Source organism: Pseudogemmobacter sp. W21_MBD1_M6, assembly GCF_052119585.1.
Lineage (GTDB): Bacteria > Pseudomonadota > Alphaproteobacteria > Rhodobacterales > Rhodobacteraceae > JBGQOJ01.
In genome coordinates, this window is sequence record NZ_JBGQOJ010000001.1 from 170,462 (window position 1) to 189,818 (window position 19,357).

General features: G+C 60.2%; 16 protein-coding genes. 5 read left to right on the top strand and 11 right to left on the bottom strand.

From position 1 onward, the window contains the following. Positions 1 to 454 precede the first annotated feature (454 nt). Together clpA and ACEN2R_RS00695 are read left to right on the top strand one after the other, a co-directional pair. Positions 455 to 2,773 carry an ATP-dependent Clp protease ATP-binding subunit ClpA gene (clpA, locus tag ACEN2R_RS00690; protein ID WP_442038185.1) on the top strand — a complete coding sequence of 773 codons (2,319 nt, stop codon included), beginning with the start codon at positions 455 to 457 and terminating at the stop codon, positions 2,771 to 2,773. Continuing rightward, positions 2,770 to 3,741 (top strand): M23 family metallopeptidase, encoded by a 972-nt coding sequence (locus ACEN2R_RS00695; RefSeq protein ID WP_442038187.1) that lies wholly within the window; start codon positions 2,770 to 2,772, stop codon positions 3,739 to 3,741. Before clpA ends, ACEN2R_RS00695 begins: the two co-directional genes overlap by 4 nt. Here ACEN2R_RS00695 and ACEN2R_RS00700 read toward each other — a convergent pair whose 3' ends face one another. From ACEN2R_RS00700 to ACEN2R_RS00710, 3 genes are all read right to left on the bottom strand, one after another. Then, complete coding sequence (locus ACEN2R_RS00700; RefSeq protein WP_442038189.1) at positions 3,742 to 5,499, bottom strand: peptidoglycan -binding protein; 1,758 nt, start codon at positions 5,497 to 5,499, stop codon at positions 3,742 to 3,744. 4 nt (positions 5,500 to 5,503) lie between these two features. Then, a complete protein-coding gene (locus ACEN2R_RS00705) occupies positions 5,504 to 6,685 on the bottom strand; it encodes a biopolymer transporter ExbB (protein WP_442038191.1) in 1,182 nt (393 codons plus the stop codon). Positions 6,686 to 6,760: 75 nt separating this feature from the next. Then, positions 6,761 to 7,300: a gamma-glutamylcyclotransferase gene (locus ACEN2R_RS00710; RefSeq protein ID WP_442038193.1), complete on the bottom strand. Its 540-nt coding sequence runs from the start codon at positions 7,298 to 7,300 to the stop codon at positions 6,761 to 6,763. Between the two features lie 64 nt (positions 7,301 to 7,364). Here ACEN2R_RS00710 and ACEN2R_RS00715 point away from each other — a divergent pair, with 64 nt between their 5' ends. After that, positions 7,365 to 8,366 carry a DUF2125 domain-containing protein gene (locus tag ACEN2R_RS00715; RefSeq protein WP_442038195.1) on the top strand — a complete coding sequence of 334 codons (1,002 nt, stop codon included), beginning with the start codon at positions 7,365 to 7,367 and terminating at the stop codon, positions 8,364 to 8,366. On the opposite strand, the gene ACEN2R_RS00720 is transcribed toward ACEN2R_RS00715, so the two are convergent. From ACEN2R_RS00720 to ACEN2R_RS00745, 6 genes are all read right to left on the bottom strand, one after another. Beyond that, the gene (locus ACEN2R_RS00720) at positions 8,363 to 9,184 is read right to left on the bottom strand and encodes an extensin-like domain-containing protein (RefSeq protein WP_442038197.1); all 822 of its coding nucleotides are present in this window, start codon (positions 9,182 to 9,184) and stop codon (positions 8,363 to 8,365) included. The two genes, ACEN2R_RS00715 and ACEN2R_RS00720, sit on opposite strands and share 4 nt — an antisense overlap. 3 nt (positions 9,185 to 9,187) lie before the next feature. Continuing rightward, positions 9,188 to 10,108 carry a prephenate/arogenate dehydrogenase family protein gene (locus ACEN2R_RS00725; protein ID WP_442038199.1) on the bottom strand — a complete coding sequence of 307 codons (921 nt, stop codon included), beginning with the start codon at positions 10,106 to 10,108 and terminating at the stop codon, positions 9,188 to 9,190. Continuing rightward, positions 10,108 to 11,193, bottom strand: coding sequence for a histidinol-phosphate transaminase (gene hisC / locus ACEN2R_RS00730; RefSeq protein ID WP_442038201.1), 1,086 nt, complete (start codon positions 11,191 to 11,193; stop codon positions 10,108 to 10,110). The genes ACEN2R_RS00725 and hisC overlap by 1 nt, the downstream gene beginning before the upstream one ends. A 150-nt stretch (positions 11,194 to 11,343) precedes the next feature. Further along, positions 11,344 to 11,964: a 30S ribosomal protein S4 gene (gene rpsD / locus ACEN2R_RS00735; protein ID WP_442038203.1), complete on the bottom strand. Its 621-nt coding sequence runs from the start codon at positions 11,962 to 11,964 to the stop codon at positions 11,344 to 11,346. Between the two features lie 215 nt (positions 11,965 to 12,179). Then, complete coding sequence (locus ACEN2R_RS00740) at positions 12,180 to 13,253, bottom strand: Hint domain-containing protein (RefSeq protein ID WP_442038205.1); 1,074 nt, start codon at positions 13,251 to 13,253, stop codon at positions 12,180 to 12,182. A gap of 119 nt (positions 13,254 to 13,372) precedes the next feature. Then, on the bottom strand, positions 13,373 to 14,287 hold the full coding sequence (locus tag ACEN2R_RS00745; protein WP_442038207.1) for a lipid A-modifier LpxR family protein: 915 nt from the start codon (positions 14,285 to 14,287) through the stop codon (positions 13,373 to 13,375). 238 nt (positions 14,288 to 14,525) lie between these two features. Between ACEN2R_RS00745 and ACEN2R_RS00750 the strand changes: the two genes are divergently transcribed. Beyond that, positions 14,526 to 16,601, top strand: coding sequence for a 4Fe-4S binding protein (locus tag ACEN2R_RS00750; RefSeq protein ID WP_442038209.1), 2,076 nt, complete (start codon positions 14,526 to 14,528; stop codon positions 16,599 to 16,601). After that, positions 16,598 to 17,530: an FAD:protein FMN transferase gene (locus ACEN2R_RS00755; protein ID WP_442038211.1), complete on the top strand. Its 933-nt coding sequence runs from the start codon at positions 16,598 to 16,600 to the stop codon at positions 17,528 to 17,530. The genes ACEN2R_RS00750 and ACEN2R_RS00755 overlap by 4 nt, the downstream gene beginning before the upstream one ends. A gap of 32 nt (positions 17,531 to 17,562) precedes the next feature. Here the strand turns inward: ACEN2R_RS00755 and ACEN2R_RS00760 are convergent, their stop codons facing one another. Together ACEN2R_RS00760 and pedF are read right to left on the bottom strand one after the other, a co-directional pair. Beyond that, a complete protein-coding gene (locus ACEN2R_RS00760; protein ID WP_442038213.1) occupies positions 17,563 to 18,477 on the bottom strand; it encodes an amino acid ABC transporter substrate-binding protein in 915 nt (304 codons plus the stop codon). Beyond that, complete coding sequence (gene pedF / locus ACEN2R_RS00765; RefSeq protein ID WP_442038215.1) at positions 18,474 to 19,220, bottom strand: cytochrome c-550 PedF; 747 nt, start codon at positions 19,218 to 19,220, stop codon at positions 18,474 to 18,476. The genes ACEN2R_RS00760 and pedF overlap by 4 nt, the downstream gene beginning before the upstream one ends. Positions 19,221 to 19,357 lie beyond the last annotated feature (137 nt).

A 19,357-nucleotide genomic window follows, 5' to 3' on the forward strand; every position in this document is an offset into this window, starting at 1 on the left:
GGTTGTTCGCGGGCCACTCGATTGCGGGACGCGGCGACAGACCGGGGGATGTGTGTCATCTTGTTCCCATTCCTGAAAAATTCCATCATTGGATGTCAGCAGATGTTGCACCAAGGGTCACAATGGGCGACACTCAAGAGGCTACAGGATGCGTTCATTCACAATGCTGTTCCCTGCTGTTTTCTCTTTCGCTACATCGGCATATCTAGTGTGATATAAGCGGAGAAGGCCACGGCATGGGTATCTGATCGCTTTCACCAAAGGACGGAAACAGCGGTGTCACTGCGTTTCTCGCCATTCTTCCGATCACTTTTTGCAGTAAAAAGGCAAAGTGATGAGAATTTAGAAGAAACCCCTTGAAGAGCCGGAAATAACACCGAACTTTAAGGGAATGAGGCCACAGTCTGATCGGGGGTCTGCCCTTGATCCGGCCAGAAAAAAAGGAGCACGCAGCGTGCCTTCATTTTCGAACACACTCGAGCAAGCGATCCACTCTGCGCTGGCCCTTGCCAACGCACGCAAACACGAACTCGCAACGCTGGAGCATTTGCTTCTGGCGCTGATCGACGAACCGGACGCCGCGCGCGTCATGCGGGCCTGTAGCGTTGATCTGGGACAGCTGCGCGACACACTTGTCGAGTTCATAGACGATGATCTTGCGACCCTGATCACAGACGTCGAAGGGTCCGAGGCCGTGCCGACCGCCGCGTTCCAGCGTGTGATCCAACGCGCCGCGATCCACGTGCAATCGTCGGGCCGGACCGAAGTGACCGGCGCCAATGTGCTGGTCGCCATCTTTGCCGAACGCGAGTCGAACGCCGCCTATTTCTTGCAAGAGCAAGACATGACCCGCTACGACGCGGTCAATTTCATCGCCCATGGCGTAGCCAAAGACGCCGATTTCGGCGAGGCGCGTCCGGTGACGGGCGCGTCCGAGATGGAAGAGGACACCGCCACAACCGAAGGCGACGGCAAGGACTCCGCGCTAGCGAAATACTGCGTCGATCTGAACGCAAAATCCCGCAAGGGCGATGTCGACCCCCTGATCGGGCGCGACTACGAGGTGGAACGTTGCATTCAGGTGCTGTGCCGCCGCCGCAAGAACAACCCGCTTCTGGTGGGGGATCCCGGTGTCGGAAAAACCGCCATCGCCGAAGGTTTGGCACGCAAGATCGTACAGGGCGAAACGCCGGAAATTCTGGCACATGCCACGATCTATTCGCTTGATATGGGGGCCCTGCTTGCCGGTACCCGCTATCGCGGCGATTTCGAAGAACGCCTGAAAGCCGTGATGACCGAAATGGAAAAGCATCCCGATGCCATTTTGTTCATTGATGAAATTCACACCATCATCGGGGCCGGTGCCACAAGCGGTGGCGCGATGGACGCGTCCAACCTTTTGAAACCTGCGTTGCAGGGCGGCAAACTGCGCTGCATGGGGTCCACCACCTACAAGGAATTCCGTCAGCATTTTGAAAAGGATCGTGCCCTGTCGCGCCGGTTCCAGAAAATCGACGTGAATGAGCCCTCGATCGAGGATTCGATTAAGATCCTGAAGGGGCTGAAGCCGTATTTCGAGGAACATCATTCGGTCAAATACACCGCTGATGCGATCCGGACTGCGGTCGAGTTGGCAGCCCGCTATATCAATGACCGCAAGCTGCCGGACAAAGCCATCGACGTGATCGACGAGGCGGGTGCGGCCCAACATCTGGTCGCCGAATCCAAACGCCGCAAGACCATCGGCACAAAAGAGATTGAGGCCGTCGTTGCCAAGATCGCCCGCATTCCGGCGAAAAACGTATCGAAGGACGACGCAGAGGTTCTGCGCGATCTCGAAGTCTCGCTGAAGCGCGTCGTATTCGGTCAGGACGAGGCCATCGTTGCCCTGTCCTCAGCGATCAAACTGGCCCGTGCGGGTCTGCGCGAACCAGAGAAACCCATCGGGAACTACCTGTTCGCAGGTCCCACCGGCGTCGGCAAAACAGAGGTCGCCAAACAACTGGCGGATACGCTGGGTGTTGAACTTTTGCGGTTCGACATGTCGGAATACATGGAAAAACACGCCGTTTCTCGCCTGATCGGCGCACCTCCGGGGTATGTCGGTTTTGATCAGGGTGGTATGCTGACTGACGGCGTCGACCAGCACCCGCATTGTGTGCTGCTGCTGGACGAAATCGAAAAGGCACACCCCGATGTGTTCAACATCCTGCTACAGGTCATGGACCACGGCAAGTTGACAGACCACAACGGCCGGGCGGTCGATTTCCGCAATGTGATCCTGATCATGACATCGAACGCAGGTGCCTCTGATATGGCGAAGGCTGCAATCGGCTTTGGCCGGGAACGCCGCGAGGGCGAGGATACGGCCGCGATAGAGCGGACCTTCACGCCAGAGTTCCGCAACCGTCTGGATGCGGTCATCAGCTTTGCTCCTCTGCCGAAAGAGGTAATCCTGCAAGTGGTGGACAAGTTCGTTTTGCAGTTGGAGGCTCAGTTGATGGACCGCCATGTGACCATCGAACTGACCCGCGAGGCCGCCGAATGGCTGGCTGACAAGGGCTATGACGACAAGATGGGTGCGCGACCTTTGGGTCGGGTCATTCAAGAGTACATCAAGAAACCGCTGGCCGAGGAACTGTTGTTCGGCAAGTTGGCAAAGGGTGGCCTTGTCAAAGTCAGCGTCAAGGACGGCAAGATCGACCTGCAATCCGAAGGCTTGGCAAAGCCAAGACTGACCGGCGACAAGCCGCCTCTTTTGACGGCAGAGTGATCCGCGGCTTTCTCAGCCTGATCCTGATAACCTTTGCGGCCCCCTTGGCCGCAAAGGATTTTCTCATTGATTTGCCGATTGACTGCACGCTTGGGGAAAACTGCTATATCCAGCAATACACAGATCAAGATCCAACCGAAGGGGCGCAGGATTTCACTTGTGGTGCCTTGACCTATGACGGGCACAAGGGCACGGATTTCGCACTGACCACCCTTGCCGATATGCAGGCGGGTGTCGATGTTCTGGCTGCTGCCGCAGGTGTCGTCATGGCAACGCGCGATCAGGTGCCGGATGTGGCCTTTGGCACGGCCGGTGCGCCGGATGTGTCCAGGATTGAATGTGGAAACGGGCTGGCTATAAACCACGGCGACGGGTGGGAAACGCAATATTGCCATATGAAGCTCGGCTCTTTGATCGTCGAAAAGGGGCAGCGGGTGACCAAGGGCGCGGTGCTGGGCGAGGTCGGCCTAAGCGGGCGCACCCAATTCCCCCATGTCCATTTGTCGGTCCGCAGGAATGGACAGATCGTCGACCCATTCGCCCCTGATAGCCTGTCCACTTGCGGCACACAGCCCCCCGCGTCCATGTGGCAAACGGACATACCCTATAGCGCTGGCGGGATCGTTTCCGTGGGCCTTTCAACCGCCGTTCCCAGCTATGATGACGTCAAGGCGGGCCTTGCGGGGCGGGACGTTCTGCCAATAGATGCCCCTGCCCTTGTCGTCTGGGGGTTCGCCTATGGCGGGCAACAGGGCGACACAATGGACCTTTCGATCAACGGGCCGAAAGGGGAAATCGTGAACCAATCCATCGTGTTACCCCGCATTCAGGCCCAGTTCTTTCGCGCTGTCGGCAAGCCTTTGAAAGCCGATGGATGGCCTGCGGGGCCCTACACCGGAGAGGCAAGGCTGACGCGCAATGGCGCCATTCTTAGCGTCCGGCGCGTGACAATCCGCGTTGAAGGATAGTTATTTCTCGGTGAACTTCAGCTCGATACGGCGGTTCTGGGCGCGGGCCTCGGGTGTGGTTCCGGTAGACACCGGCTGAAATTCGCCAAAGCCCGTCGCGGCCAGCCGGTTCGGTGGGATGCCCAGAAAATCGACCATATATTGCACCACAGACAGGGCGCGCCCCTGACTGAGTTCCCAGTTGTTCCGGTATTTCCCCAGACCTGACAACGGCACATTGTCGGTATGGCCATCGACGCGGATGATCCAGTCGATTTCGGGTGGGATCTGGCCAGAGACGCTGCGCAGGATCGCCGCGACTTTGGCGATCTCTCCCTTACCCGCTTCAGAAAGGTTCACCTCGCCGGTCTGGAACAAAACCTCGGACGAGAACACAAAGCGGTCGCCTTCGATGCGAACGCCTTCCTGCGCCCCCAGAACGTCGCGAAGGCGGCCAAAGAACTCTGACCGGTATCGCGCCAGATCTTTCGCCTCGGCCGCCAGCGCCTGTGCCTCGGCCTCCAGCCGCTTGCGCTCTGCCTCTTCCAATTCTGCGCGACGTTTTTCCTCGGATGCGACGCGCGCAAGGGCGGTGTTCAGTTGCGATCCAAGCGCCTCCAGTTGAACCTGTGCCGCCGCATCTTTGCTGGCCGACGCATCCAGAACCGCCTGAAGCGACCCGAGCTGCGTGCGCAGAGCGGCAACCTGTTCGTTCAAAAGCGCCAGCTTGCGTTGGTCCTCGGCCGATTTCGCCTCGACTTCTGACAGGGCCTTGTTTGCGGCGGCCAGAAGGGCGGCGCGCTCCTGCGTCTGGGTCAGCGTGCTTTGCGCGGTCTGCTCTGCCGATAACTTCGCAGCCAGCGCCGATGCCAGTTGCGCCTGAATTTCACGCCGGTCCGCCGAGGCCGCCTTTTGCGTTTCCACATCCGACAACGCGGCTGCCAACTTGATGTTCAAGGTTTCGCGCGTCGCCTCGGCTGCGGCCAGCAGGGTTAGCGTTTCCTCTGCGCGGCGGCGCTGTTCTTCCAACGCCAGTGTCATGGCGGTCAATTCCGTGTCGGCATTTGCCAGTCGTTCACGCAGCAGACGCGCGGCTTCCGCCTCGGCCAGCCTGCTCGCTTCCTCCTCGGTCAGCTTTTCCTGAAGCTCGGACACCCTGGCCGCCAACACAGCCCCCGTTTCATCCGCGTCTTTGGCGCGTGCGCGCAGATCGGCGACAAGAGCGTCAAGCGCGGCACGGCGGGCAGCGGCAAGGCGGGCGGCCTCGGTATTCGCGTCGATCTCGTCGCGGGCGCGGGCAAGTGCAAGGTTCAACGCCTCTTGATCGGACAACAGTCGCGTTTGCGCCGTTTCAAGATCCGCGACCTGCCCCAACGCCCTGTCACGCTCTGCCAGAAGGTTGGCCACCTGTGCCTCGAAACTTGTGATCGCCGCGCGTTGCTGTGCCAGTTCGCTGCCTTGCTGTTCGGTCTGCGCGGTCAGGGTCGCGATCAAGGCCAACTGCCGTTCCGCATCCGATTGCGCGGCGGCAAGCGTGTCCTCCAGATTGGCAACCTTGCGGTTTTCAAGACCCAGCGCCTGCGCCAGCCCGCGCACCTGTTCGCCCAGATTATCCAGTTCGGTTTCCTGCCCCGATATTTGCTCTCGCAGAACAAACTGGACCACCATAAAAATCGTCAGAACAAACATGAGCACAAGCAAAAGCGCCGTCATGGCATCCACGAAACCGGGCCAGATATTGGACTGAAGCCGTTGTCCGGTTCTGCGGCTAAGGGCCATCGCGCTAGCCTCTGCGTCCGGCGACGGGGGCGGCCAACTGGCGGATCGCCTTTGTCAGCTGGCCAAGATCATTGCGCAGATCCGCCATTGTTTCCTGCCGACCGGATGCCATTTCCTCGAGGATGCGCAGCAATTGCACGTCGATACTGCGCAGCCGCATCCGGCTTTCGGCATCCACTTGGTCACCGCCGTCCTGTGCCTGTGCCTGCGCCGAAAGCAAAGCAACCAACTGTTCCTGCCCTTCGGCAAGGCGGATCAGGCCCTCGTCGGGCTGCCCCAATTTGACCGTCAGCCGTTCAACCGATTGCGCCAGCGTGCCCAGACGTTCGTCGACCAGAGACCGGCTGACATCGGACTGCGCAAACATGCTTTGCAGGGCTTCCATCTGTTGTGACATCTGGTCGAGAACCGCAGTCATGACGCCCTGATCGCCGCTGCTTTCGCCATCACCGGACGAAAACCCAAGCCGGGTAATTGTCGACAGCCATTCTTCCAGTTCGCGGTAGAACCGGTTCTGACCGTGCCCCGCGAACAGCTCCAGCAGGCCGACAACCAACGAACCCGCCAACCCCAGCAGCGACGAAGAAAACGCCGTACCCATACCGCCAAGCTGTTTTTCAAGACCGTTCATCAAACGACCGAACACCTCCATCCCGTCTTCGCCCGGCGTGGGCGCAAGGGATTTTATCGTCTCGACAACGGCGGGAACCGTGGTCGCTAGGCCGTAGAACGTGCCCAAAAGACCAAGGAAAATCAAAAGGCTGACGATATAACGGGTGATATCGCGCGCCTCGTCGATACGGGTCGCGACAGAGTCCAGAATAGAGCGGGCAGAGGAAGACCCGATGTGCATCTTGACCGCACGCGTCCGCAAAAGCGCGGCCAGAGGCGCCAGCAAACGCGGTGCCTGTGTCAACTCGTGGCCTTTCCGGTCGGCGGCAAAGCCCTCGATCCAGCTAACCGAGGTGATCAGCTGGATGACCTGCCAGAAACAAGACAGCACACCGATCAGGAACACAAACAGGATGAACCCGTTCAGATATAGATTTGCCAGAAACACCGGTCCCAGCGCGGGCAACGCGACGTATGCCCCGAAAGAAACCAGAACGATAACCATCAGCATCAGAAAAATCTGACGTACAGGTTGAGAGAAATACGGCTCGGCCTCGCGACCCGGTTTGTCCATCGGGACGTATCCTGACGCTATTATTGTTACCCTCACGATAGGGGCATTGAACGCTTAAGCCAACATCGAATTTCGCTAATTGGCAAGGCACCTTACGCGGCCTGCAAGCCATGTCAGATCGGCATCCTCGATCCCGAGTTCGGTCAGGTGCGATGCTGTGTTATACAGATATTCCGTGTTCGGACCGCGCCCGCCGACGGCTGTCGCGATGATGCCCGCCTGTTCTTCCAACGGCAGGCCACCACAATATTGCACATGATCGCGGTCGATCACATAGGTCACCGCCTGCACCTGTGCGCCATCGTGCAGGGTGATGCCCAATGTCACCTCCAGATAGGCAGACGAGATCAGCTCCCGCTCTCGCAGGTAGTCCAGCGTTCGGCTGGCGGCATCGGGCGGCACGCAAAAGGCAAGCCCGTCGCATTGCGCGCCCTGCGCCTCGTCCAGCGCCAGCACAAGACCGGGGTGGTCTTCTGTGCCCCGATGATGGATAGATCGCATGCAAAACGTCCGGTGATAATCAGACAGCCGCGCCACGCGACGCTGGGAAAAGTCGAAACCCGGGTTCCACATCAAAGAGCCGTAGCCAAATATCCAAAGCGGGTCATGCTGCATCTGTCTGGTCCTTCGCCTGCCCCCCCTATAAACACCAGTGAGGTTCAGGATTAAAGGGGCAGAGATGCGCAGATTAATGGTGCTGGTTCTTGTCGCCGCCTCGCTTTGGGGCGGATACTGGTTTGTCGGGTCAACTGCGGTCGAACGCGGGTTGGCGACGTGGTTGGCACAGCAGCAATCGCGGGGCTGGGACGTAAGCTATTCCGACCTGTCAACCGGCGGCTTTCCCAACAGGTTCGACACAACACTGACCGACGTCGATATGACCGACCCTGTGTCCGGTTTGGGCTGGCGGGCCCCGTTCTTCCAGATTTTCACGCTGAGCTACAAGCCGACCCATATCATTGCGGTCTGGCCAAATGAGCAGACCCTCATCACACCAAGCGAAAGCATCGCCGTCACATCGGACGACATGCGCGGGTCCGCCGTGTTCAAGGCGGGGCCGTCGCTGGCGCTGGATCACTCCAGCGTGGTGGTGAAAAACCTTGCGCTGACATCTGACGCCGGATGGGAACTGGGTATCGCCGACGCACGGTTCGCGACCCGCCTGACCGCAACGCGCAAGGGGTTTCACGACGTCGCGCTAGAGTCGTTGTCGCTGGCCCTGCCCGACCATGTGCTGGCACTGCTGGACCCCGACAGCACCTTGTCGCCGGTGATCGAGCGGTTGAAGATCGACAGCAGTCTGGGCTTTGACGCGCCATGGGACCGCTTTGCACTGGAAGGCAAGCGCCCCGCCCTGACGGAAATCGGCGTGAACCGGTTCAACCTGACATGGGGCATGATCGACATCGGGGCGCAAGGCGTGCTGACGGTGGACAGCGCCGGCATCCTGACCGGAAAGCTGGACGTTAGCGCGAAGAACTGGCGCAAACTGCTGGAGGTTGCCGTTGCCGCAGGCCTGATCCCCAGGGAAACAGCCCCCACGGTCGTAAACGCGATGACCATTCTGGCGTCGATGTCCGGCGATCCCGACGTCTTGGATGTGCCGCTGGCTTTTCAGAACGGCATGGTCAGCTTTGGACCGATCCCGTTAGGGCCAGCCCCGCGTCTGACACCGTTCTAGCGGCAGTAATTGCTGCCGCGATAACGGGCGGTGTCGAAATGGAAATGGTCTTGATGAAAGGCGTTCGCCTTCGGGCCAAGCACGGTCCCGAAAGGACCGCAGGCGCCTTTGTGCATCTTGGCCAGTATCTTGCCCTGCTTGGGGTCGCGCCACCCCTTGAGCACCGAAATCGACGTTCCATCCACCAGATTGATGGCGCCGATGTCGATCGCCTTGCCGCGACCGTGCTCGGAAATCTTCTCGCCCTTCTGGTTGTTGCGGGCGCGGCAGGAATAGGACCCCATGATCTGCAACGACTTGATGCCGCCACCGGTTTTGCCAACGGCAGGCTTTGCCCCCTTCACAACCCATGACTTCAGCGCCTTTGCCGTCGCGCAGTCCATCGTTGCGGCCATGGACAAGGCGACGCCGTCAACGGCTGTGACCTTGACGGGCGCATCCAGACCGCACCCCTTGATCCGCCCGACGATGGGTGCAAGGGCCTGCCCCCTGATCGCAGGATCACCGCAAACAGCGCCCTTGCTTCCAAGAACAATCGCGGTCGAGGGTTTGGTGCGGACACTTGCCATCACCAGCGATTTAACGATAGCGGGACGCCCCACAGGCCGCAAAGAGGATTGCAGGCCCGGCAAGCCAGACAAGACAGGTTTGACCGCGACAGGCGTCAATGCCCCCATGACAGGTGCCACATCGTCCAGCTGCGCCCCGGACAACATATCGGGGCGCGGTTTCGGAACGGCAGAAATATCCGGTGCGCTGGCCCAGATCTGGCCTGCGGGAAGGCATGTCAGCACAAGGGAAATCAGCAAGCGGCGCATCTGTTATCCCTTGGCCTTGGCGCGACCGAAGTCGGGCGCGTCAGTGTCCTGCCCCGCCTGAACGATACCGCGACGGATCGCGCGGGTGCGGGTGAAATAGGCGTGCAAATGGTCACCGTCGCCGGTGCGGATCGCCCGTTGCAACGCGAACAGCTCTTCGGTGAAGCGACCCAGAATTTCCAGTGTCGCCTCTTTGTTGTTCAGAAACACATCGCGCCACATGGTCGGGTCGGATGCCGCGATACGGGTGAAATCGCGAAACCCGGCAGCAGAGTATTTGATGACTTCGCTATCGGTCACGCGGCGCAGGTCGTCGGCCACGCCAACCATCGTGTAGGCGATCAGGTGCGGCGCATGGCTGGTGACGGCCAGCACCAGATCGTGGTGCTCTGCGTCCATTTCGTCGACATTGGCCCCCATGCCCTCCCACAAGCTGCGCAGCTTTTGCGTGGCTTGTGCGTCGGCGCCATCGGTTGGCACCAGCAAGCACCAGCGGTTGTCAAAGAGTTCGGCAAAGCCGCTGCGCGGGCCGGAGTGTTCCGTGCCGGCCAGCGGATGCGCCGGAATGAAATTGACGCCCAGGGGAATATGCGGCCCCACCGCATCAATCACCGCCTTCTTGACCGAGCCGACATCGGTGACGGTGGCCCCCGGTTTCAGCGCACTGGAGATTTCGGCGGCAACAGCGCCCATAGCCCCGACCGGCACACAAAGAACCACCAGATCGGCCCCTTGAACGGCCTCTGCGGCGGTTTCGCAAATCCGGTCGCACAAACCGATCTCGCGCGCGGTCGCGCGGGTCTCGGCGGTGCGGGCATAGCCCACAACCTCGCCCGCCAACCCGCTGCGCTTGATCGCCCAATACATCGACGAGGCGATCAGCCCCAGACCGATCAGGGCAACACGATCATAGATCTGCGCCATTACCGCTGTCCCTTGAAACCGGCAACCGCATGGGCCACGCGTCGGCACGATGCTTCGTCACCGACCGTAATGCGCAGGCAATTGGGCAGCTTGTAGCCCGCCACACGGCGCACCAGAATGCCCTCGCCCCGCAGGTAGTCATCACAGGCGTTCGCCTCATCCTCGGATGCGAACCGCGCCAGAATGAAGTTCGCGCAGGATGTATCGGACGGCACGCCAAGCTCTGCCAATGCCTCTGCCAGCCAGGCCCGCATCCGGGTGTTTTCAGCCCGGCATTTGGCGGCGTAATCTTGATCACGCACGGCGGCCTCTGCCCCCTGAAGGGCTGCGGTGGACAGGTTGAATGGCCCCCGCACCCGGTTCAGCACATCAATGATCGGCTGCGGGCCATAGCCCCAGCCAACCCGCAACCCACCCAGACCATACAACTTGGAGAAGGTGCGCGTTACGACGACATTCTCGCGGGATTCGACCAGTGACGTGTCTGCGTCATAGCCGTCGACATAGTCGGCATAGGCCCCGTCAAGCACCAGAATGGCCTTGGGCGGCAGCCCGTCCGCAAGACGCGACAATTCATTGCCTCCGATCATCGTGCCGGTGGGATTGTTGGGGTTGGCGATAAAGACCAGACGGGTTCTATCGGTGCAGGCGGCCAACAGGGCATCGACATCGGTCACACGCTCGCGTTCCTTTGCCTCGACCGGCTTGGCACCGGCGGCAAGGGCGGAAATGCGATACATAGAGAACCCATGTTCGGTATAAAGAACCTCGTCCCGCGGGCCTGCGTAGGCCTGGCAAAGAAAGGTGATAATCTCGTCCGATCCGACGCCGCAAATGATCTTGTCCGCGTCCAGCCCGTAGACCTCGGCAATGGCGCGGCGCAGCGATGCGTGGTCGGTCGGCGGATAGCGGTGCAGCGTATGAGCGGCGCGGCGGAAGGCCTCCATCGCCTTTTCGCTGGGCCCGAACGGATTTTCGTTCGACGACAATTTCACCACATCCTTGCGGTCGCCGATCTGGCTTTCGCCGCTTTGATACAGCGCGATGTCCATGATACCCGACTGCGGTTTGATCTGTCTTGCCATGCTGCGTCCCCGGATGTTTCGCCCCTAATAGCGGGCCAGCAACGCCATTGCCAGATGGAATGAACCGGCGCGACGATCCGCACATACGGGGCATGAACGGAAAAGGGCCGCCCGAAGGCGACCCTTTGGATCTGCGCGGGGCAGACCTGATTAGTTTTTCGCGTAGTATTCCACGACGAGGTTCGGTTCCATGACCACTGGGTAAGGAACATCGCCCAGCGCGGGGGTCCGCACGAAGGTTGCCTTCATCTTGGAGTTGTCAACTTCGACGTAGTCGGGAACGTCACGCTCGGCCAAAGCCATCGCTTCGATGATCACAGCCATCTGGCGCGACTTTTCGCGCACCTGGATGATGTCACCCTCTTTGACGCGGTACGACGGAATGTTTACACGCTGGCCGTTCACGGTCACGTGGCCGTGGTTCACGAACTGGCGGGCCGCGAAAACAGTCGGCACGAACTTTGCGCGGTAAACAACAGCATCCAGACGACGCTCCAGCAAACCAATCAGGTTCTCGCCGGTGTCGCCTTTTACGCGCTCGGCTTCGGTGTAAATGCGACGGAACTGCTTTTCGGTCAGATCGCCGTAATAGCCCTTCAGCTTCTGCTTCGCGCGAAGCTGGATACCGAAGTCGGACAATTTGCCCTTGCGGCGCTGACCGTGCTGGCCGGGGCCGTATTCACGACGGTTGACGGGGGATTTCGGACGACCCCAGATGTTTTCACCCATCCGGCGGTCAATTTTGTACTTGGCAGACGTGCGTTTGGTCACGGCTGATCTCCTTCTTTGGGCGCACCCGCAAGGGATGCTATGAAGGGCGTTGTCCTTTGCCTTTCGGCCGACAGGCATCCCCTTGCAGGGACCACCAACACCAATGAAATATCGGGCCCCGAAGGACCCGACAGCGCGGCTTATATGGATTGCAGATCGGGAGTCAACAGCAAGCCACGTAAAAGGCGCGGCCCGCAGCGTATTATGACACATCCTTAACGGAACACTGCCGCCCTGTGGCGCAGCAGCGCCGCCTCGGATGGCGACAGGTTGCGACGCACATAGTCGCCGAAGGTGAACGCATCGACCCGCAGGTCGGGGAAACGGTCAAACAACATCCGGCGCTGCACGTCGTCAATCGTATCAAGGGCGGCATTGGCGGGATGAAAGCTTTCGGTTTCGACGCCATTGGCCCAGACAATCTCGTGCCGGTCCAGCAGCAGATGGATATAGGTCACATCCTTTGCCGCATGGTCGAACAGGATGGTCCGGTCATTCACCAGATCCTTGGCCGCCACCAGCACCTCTGACGCGTTGAACAGCGCCTCTGCCGAACGGCCCTTGATCAACACACGGTGCTCCGGCGAAACGATCAGATCGCCCTCCGGCTCTTCATCGCCCAAGGCCCCCGCCTTCAGGCGGACAGGGCGCAGGGACGGCATCGCGTAAAGTCGCGCGCCGCTGATCTTGCGAGAGCCGACCCAGCGGATGTCCTGAACGCCGTCATCCTTGGTCTGTATCCGGTCGCCCTCTTGCAGCTCCTCCACAAGGCGCGGGCCATCCGGCGTCGCGATACGGGTGCCGGGGGTAAAGCAAATCACGCCGCCCGAGGGAGTCGCAGTGCGGCGCGACGGCACCCCCTCTGCGCTGCGTTGAACGACCCACAGGTCGGTATCCGCCGGAGGCACCGATCCAAGAAACATCACCAGTGGTGTTTTCCCATGCCCGATGTCAATCACCGTCAAGCTAAAGCTGCGCCTGCCGTCGGTGACAACAAAGCCCTCCTCGATCACGGGATCATCGAAATCCATGGATATGGGAGAGTGTGCGGGCCGAAGGGCCGTGCCGATCATCCGTCGCACAGAGCGCGCTGCGCGCCTGTGCAAATCTTCAAAATCGTCTGCCTGCTCCAGAACCAACGGGCCATGAGATCCGTCCACACGAACGGTTTCCCCCGTCCAGCGCCATGTGGCGCCGACGCTGACTGCTTCTGACGGCGGGGCGGTTGTTCCGTCCACTTCCGTCTGGTTCCATGAGATGACAAACGTGCCGATAGCGCCCGTTTTCATATCTTTGTGCCTGTACTGCTTGCCTGATCGTTTTTTAATTAACGGCAGATTAGCACGAGGCACCTGATCTGCAAAGCCGGTCTTTTCCAGAAAAAGATCAGCTTGTCATAGTGTTGCAATTAGAACTTGAAGTTAACGCGCAAGGAGCCCACGACCTGCTCGTCAGCCTGGCTCTCGAATTCCTTGCCAAACCAAGTCGCACCGTAAAACAGGCTTGTTTTTTCACCCTGCCAATGGATGCCGGCGCGCAGCCGGTCGCGGGTATCGGTCAGGACATAGCCGTCCGCACCGGGCAGATAGGCGCTGCGCTCGACTTTGGCGATATCGCCTCCGAACAGAACCGAATATCCGGGCTGCGGCGTTGCAACACCGCGATAGAGTTGTCCCGACGTCACGTCGCGCAGCAACAGGTCACCCTGCCCGAAGTGCCCGATGATGACATCGGCCCCCACCCGGATCAGGGTCTCGACACCGGCCTGTCCCTGAACGAAGGGGCGCAGCAGGACCGTATCGCCGAACGACAGGGGTTGTGACATCTCGACCAGAACCGTCGGGTAAAAGCCGTTGCCGATCTGGGCATCCAGAACGCCGGGCCTTGGCGCATCGACAACGTCGTGAATTTTGGTTTGCAACGTCCCAAGGCCGGTTTGTTTGCCGACGGCCACCAGATCGGCCCCCACCGAGATTTCCGTGGACTTGTAGCGGTAGTGGGTATGCACACCGAAGGACAGAACACCCGCGTAACGGCGATCCGGGTATGACCCGTTGCTGAGGTTGTCGGGTGCGATGACTTCGCCGCGGCGGCGGAATTCAAGGATATCGCCGAATGATGTCGGCAGGCTGCCCGTCCATTCCGGCCCGCGAATACCGCTGACCACATATGATCCGGTGCGCCACCGGTCATCGCCGTCACCCAGAAGGTCATTGGTGAACAGGCGCCCCGTACCAAGGCGAACCCGGTCCTGAGCATCCCCCACGGTTGGCGCCATGGTCAGGAGCAATCCGCAAAAAACGGCAAAAAGAGCAATACGCATTCAAAGTGTCCGATCGAAGTAGGCGCGAAACAGGGTTTCACAGGGCTGTAATAAGGAACGCACCGACACACTAGTGCAGGACCGTCACACACAGGAAAAGAATTGCGTCTGAATCGGGTCTGAATAAGGCCGTCAGAAGGCTCTTTGAGGATGCGAGCCGCCCCATCGCGGGGCGCCGTTAGCGCAATAGGACCTAAGTCGCATAGAACAGATGCCGCCCCGCCCATAGATTTCGGGCATGAGAAAGCTTCTGGTCGATGTCGCCGTTTCCTTTTTGGCCGTGCTTTCCGCGCTTGCGGTCACATGCGCAACGGGACAGGCGAAGATACTGGACCGGACCCAGATCGAGGCCCGCATCGAACCGCCGTTCTTTCTGGGCGACGAACTGGACCCCGGCGTTTACGCAATAGTGGGGATGGACGCGGTCCTGTCCGGCTACGCCTTCCAGACCGAGGCGCTGGCCCCCCTTCCCGGCTTTTCCGGCGCGCCGATCAACATTCTGGTGGTTATGGATGTTGAAGGTAAGTTCCTGAAAGCAGACCTTTTGACCCAGAACGAACCGATCTTCGTCTCGGGCCTGGGAGAGGCCCCATTTCGCGAGTTTGTCGCGCAATATCGCGGGCTGTCGGTGTCCGATTCCCTTGCTGTCGGGGTGCCCTATGGCGGCGACAGCCATGGCGGTTCGATGATCTACCTTGACGGGGTGACCAAGGCGACCGCCTCTGTCCGCATCGCCCATGAAAGCATCCTTGCCGCAGCCTTGTCGATTGCCCGCGAGAAAATACAAGGCATCGCACGCAGGCCCGCAGCAGCACCAGACATCGAATATTCCGAAGACCTGAACTGGAACGATCTGGTCGAAAAAGGCATCGCCGCACATTTGCGCGTGGACAACAGGCAACTGCAAAAGGCCTTTACAGACACAATCTGGCGGGACGATGACGCGGTCGCGCTGGCAGAGCCCGAAGCGGCCTATCTGGATTTGTGGGTTGTCGATCTTGGGCCCGCCTCCATCGCCAAGGCGGTATTGACCGCGCGTGGCTTTGCCGAATTACAGACCTTCATGTCAATATCGACGCAGGATGAACCGCTGCTGTTGATCGAGGCCGGGCGCCATGGCCTGATGTCCGGGGATTTCATCCGCAACACCGCGCCGGACCTGATCGCGCTGACGCAGAACAATCTGCCGCTGGCCTTGCGGGATGCCGATCTGGACGTTCGCCTGCAAGACGGGGTTCCAAAGGGAACCGCCATGATCCTGCGGACAGATCGCAGGCTTGGATTTGACCCGACAGCCCCCTGGCAACTGGGGCTTGACGCAGAGCGCGCGCATGGCACGTTCCTGCCGGAAGTCGGCAGACAGCAATTCAACCTGACCCACAGCACACCAGAGCGTTTTTTCAAACGCGCCCCCACTGTCGCGGCATTGCCGCCGTGGCAAGAGGCGCTGCGCAACCGCAAGCCGGACCTGTTGGTTCTGGCCCCGCTTCTGGCGGCACTGGTTATCGCGCTCTTGTTCGCGCAGTCGCGCCTTGCTGGGTTGCGCGGGTTCACCGCCCTTCGGTTGACCATTCTGGCCGGCGTCATCGGTTATGTCGGCTGGTGGGGGCAAGGGCAGCTGTCGATCGTGACCGTGCTTGGCGTGATCCGCGCGGCGGTTCATGGGCAGAGCTTTTCCTTTCTCCTGTATGATCCGTTTTCGCTGATGATCTGGGGCGTGGTGATCGTATCCTTCGTTCTGTGGGGGCGGGGCTTTTTCTGCGGCTGGATGTGCCCCTTTGGTGCGATGCAGGAATTCACGCATCATTTTGGCCGCCTGCTGCGCCTGCCCGAAATCACCCTGTCAGACCGCTGGGACACGCGCCTGAAAAAGCTGAAATACCTGATCCTTGCCGGCCTGATCGCCAGCCTGTTCCTTGCTCCGCAGATCAGCGACACACTGGTCGAGATAGAGCCCTTCAAGACCGCCGTGACCGTCTACTTTATCCGCGACTTGGCCTATGTGGCCTATGCCGCGTTCTGGCTGATCCTGGGGATGTTCCTGTTCAAGGGCTTTTGCCGCTACGTTTGCCCCTTGGGCGCGGTCATGGCAATCGGCGGCCTGATCCGTGGACGGGGATGGATTCCGCGGCGCACCGAATGCGGAACCCCCTGCCAATTGTGCAAGGTGAAATGCAACTATCAGGCAATCCGCAAGGATGGATCAATCAAGTATGACGACTGCTTTCAATGCCTCGATTGCATCACCATCCACGACGCCCCCGACCAATGCGTCCCCCTGATCCTTGCCGTCAGAAAAGGCGTGACCAGATGACCCTGGACAGGCGCAGGTTTCTGGCGATTTCTGCCTGTGCCGCCCTGCCCTTGCGCGCGGCGGCACAGGCGCGCGATGTCAGGTGGCGCGGTATCGCCCTTGGGGCGGATGTGACGATCTCGTTGCGTGGGGTGTCACCGCAGGTGGCCAAGGCCACGCTTGCAAATGTCGAAACGCGTCTCGCCCGGCTTGAAGACCAGTTCAGCCTGTTCCGCCCGAATTCGGCCATTTCCCGCCTGAACAAGCAAGGCCACCTGCCAGATCCGCCGGCAGACATCCTTGCCATCCTGCGCCACAGTCATCGCCTGAATGAAACGACATCCGGCCGCTTTGACCCGACGGTGCAGCCCGTGTGGAACGCATTGGCCACCAGTAGGCCGGGCCCTGGGCAGGCCACCCTTGCCGCCGCACAGGCCAAAGTCGGGTGGGCCGGACTTGTCGTATCCCCCGGCCTTGTGCGCTTTGCAAAACCCGGCATGGCACTGACCCTGAACGGCATCGCTCAAGGGTTTGCGACCGATGCGATTGCGGGGCTTCTGGCCCGCGAAGGTTATACCGATTGCCTGATCAATATTGGCGAGTTCCGCGCCTTTGGCGGCAGCTGGACGCTGGGCATAGGCGGGTCGGGCGGCGACCTGATCGGCACCACGCAGATGACCCGCGGGGCGATCGCCACCTCGACCCCTTCGGCGCTGCAATTCGGCGGTTCGGGGATCGGCCATATCATTGATCCGCAGCGCGGGCCGGTGCCGCCCGTCTGGGCGTCTTGCACTGTAAAAGCACCAACCGCGACAATTGCCGACGGCCTGTCAACCGCACTGGTTCTGACGCCCGGCACAGAGATCGCACAGGTTCTGGCGGCCAGCGGCGGCACTGGCGCGATGATGCAGGACGCGGACGGCGGGATCGTCACCTATGGCAGGTTCTAGGCTGTGGTGCGTTTGATTTGATGCAACACGCTCTAACGGTCGGGCGCGGTATAGCTTAGCCCCTGAGCTGCGAACGCCGCCGCCACTGATCCATCGGCAAGCGCTGCGGCAATCGCATCATCGACCGCATAGGCAAGCTGGCGAAAATTCTGGCGGATCGCCACGCCCAATGTCCATTTATCGGAGACCAGCCCCGGATAGGGTGGCGCGTGAACAGCCATGGCATCGGTCAGCCCGTATTCCAGCTGCGCCCGCGCGCCCATCACGGCGGACACCTCGCCGGCGGATAACGCGGCCATCGCACCCGCGGGGGTCGTGAAATGAACAAGGTTCGGCAATATCTGCCCCTTCGCCAGTCCCGACAGATAGAAATCGGCTACCGAGTCATTTTCGACCCCGACCTTGTCAAACCGAAAGTAGGCAGGCACCGGGGCATCCTCGGGATAGACGTCCTTGCGGTAGGCGATCGAGATGTTCTCGACGAAATACTGGCCGGTAAAAACCACCATCTCGTTTCGGCAGGCAAAATCGTTATTGTAGGGAACATGCATCATCACGTTCACAACCTGCTGGTCCAGAAAATGCCCTTTCCAGATGTAGTTGCGCAGATCGGCACCCACATTTTCATCCGCGTCGAAAAAAACGAAATGCGGCTCGACCTGCAAATAATCTGCGATCCTTTGCCCCAGAACAACATCGACCCCATGCACGCCTGCCTCGTCCTTCCACGAATAGGGGGCGAAATCGTTGTAAAGACCGATGCGGATAAACCCTTGATCCTGAATGGTATCATAGTCCTGCCCGACCTCTGTTCTGTCCATGTTTTGCGGACGCTGCACAGCATCAAGTCCGGTGGGAAGATCCTCGCATCGTGCGAAAGCGATCGTGCCCGTCAAGGACACGGCCGCACATGCCGTCGCAAACGCCTTGGCGCAGCGCCCGATCATTCCGCCGCCGACAGACCGACGGTCAGTGTTTCGGACGCGGACAGGAAACTGCTGTCTCGACCGTCCAGCGCCAGAACCGCCTCGCGCGCAATGGAATCCGCCCGCTCTGCCCCCGACGCCGTGACAACCTGCGCGGAAATTGCGTTCAGCTCTTTGATATAGGTCGTTGTTTCAGCCAGAAAATCCGCAGCCGTTGCGGACCCCGCATCTATGGCCTTGGACTTTGCCAACAGATCGTCGCGGATTTCTTTCAATCGCGGCGCGAACGGGTCCATTGCGCCGTCTTCGGGGCGGGTTTCAACATAGGTCCGGATCGCCCAGGCCGCCTTTTGCCCCAACAGCTCGCCGAACGCGGGCATCTTGGTAATTCCCTCTTGCGTATATCCGTGCTGGAACCGTTCCAGATACCATTCGTCGCCGTCGATATTGGCCTCGAGATACCGAAGGTCGGGGGCAATCCCGCCCGACACAGCACCAAGCCCGTGGCACCGCGCGCAGTTCTGGTTAAAGCCCGACGATCCGACCTCGACGGCCTTCAGCCAGACAGCCTCATCCGCAGACCGGTATGGGTTTTCCTCAAGCCAGTCCTCGCCGACATCGGGCAAGGCATCGGTATCCACCGGCTGTGGCGTGACGTTCCCGTGGCCGACCGCCTGAGAGGCCAGAAAGACGGAAACGCCCAGCACTTTGGCAAAAACGCTGATGTCTTTCAGGCGGTGCAATGCGGTTTTCTCGGACGTCATAGCAGGTTTCTCCCTTGGAATGTTCGCCTGCCTATTCTGCAAATTTCGAATATTTCCGCCATGCGACCTTAGAACTAGGCGGCATCGACTTTGGTCGCATATCGGTCTTTCGGTGTTGGCTGATAGGCTTTCCGCAA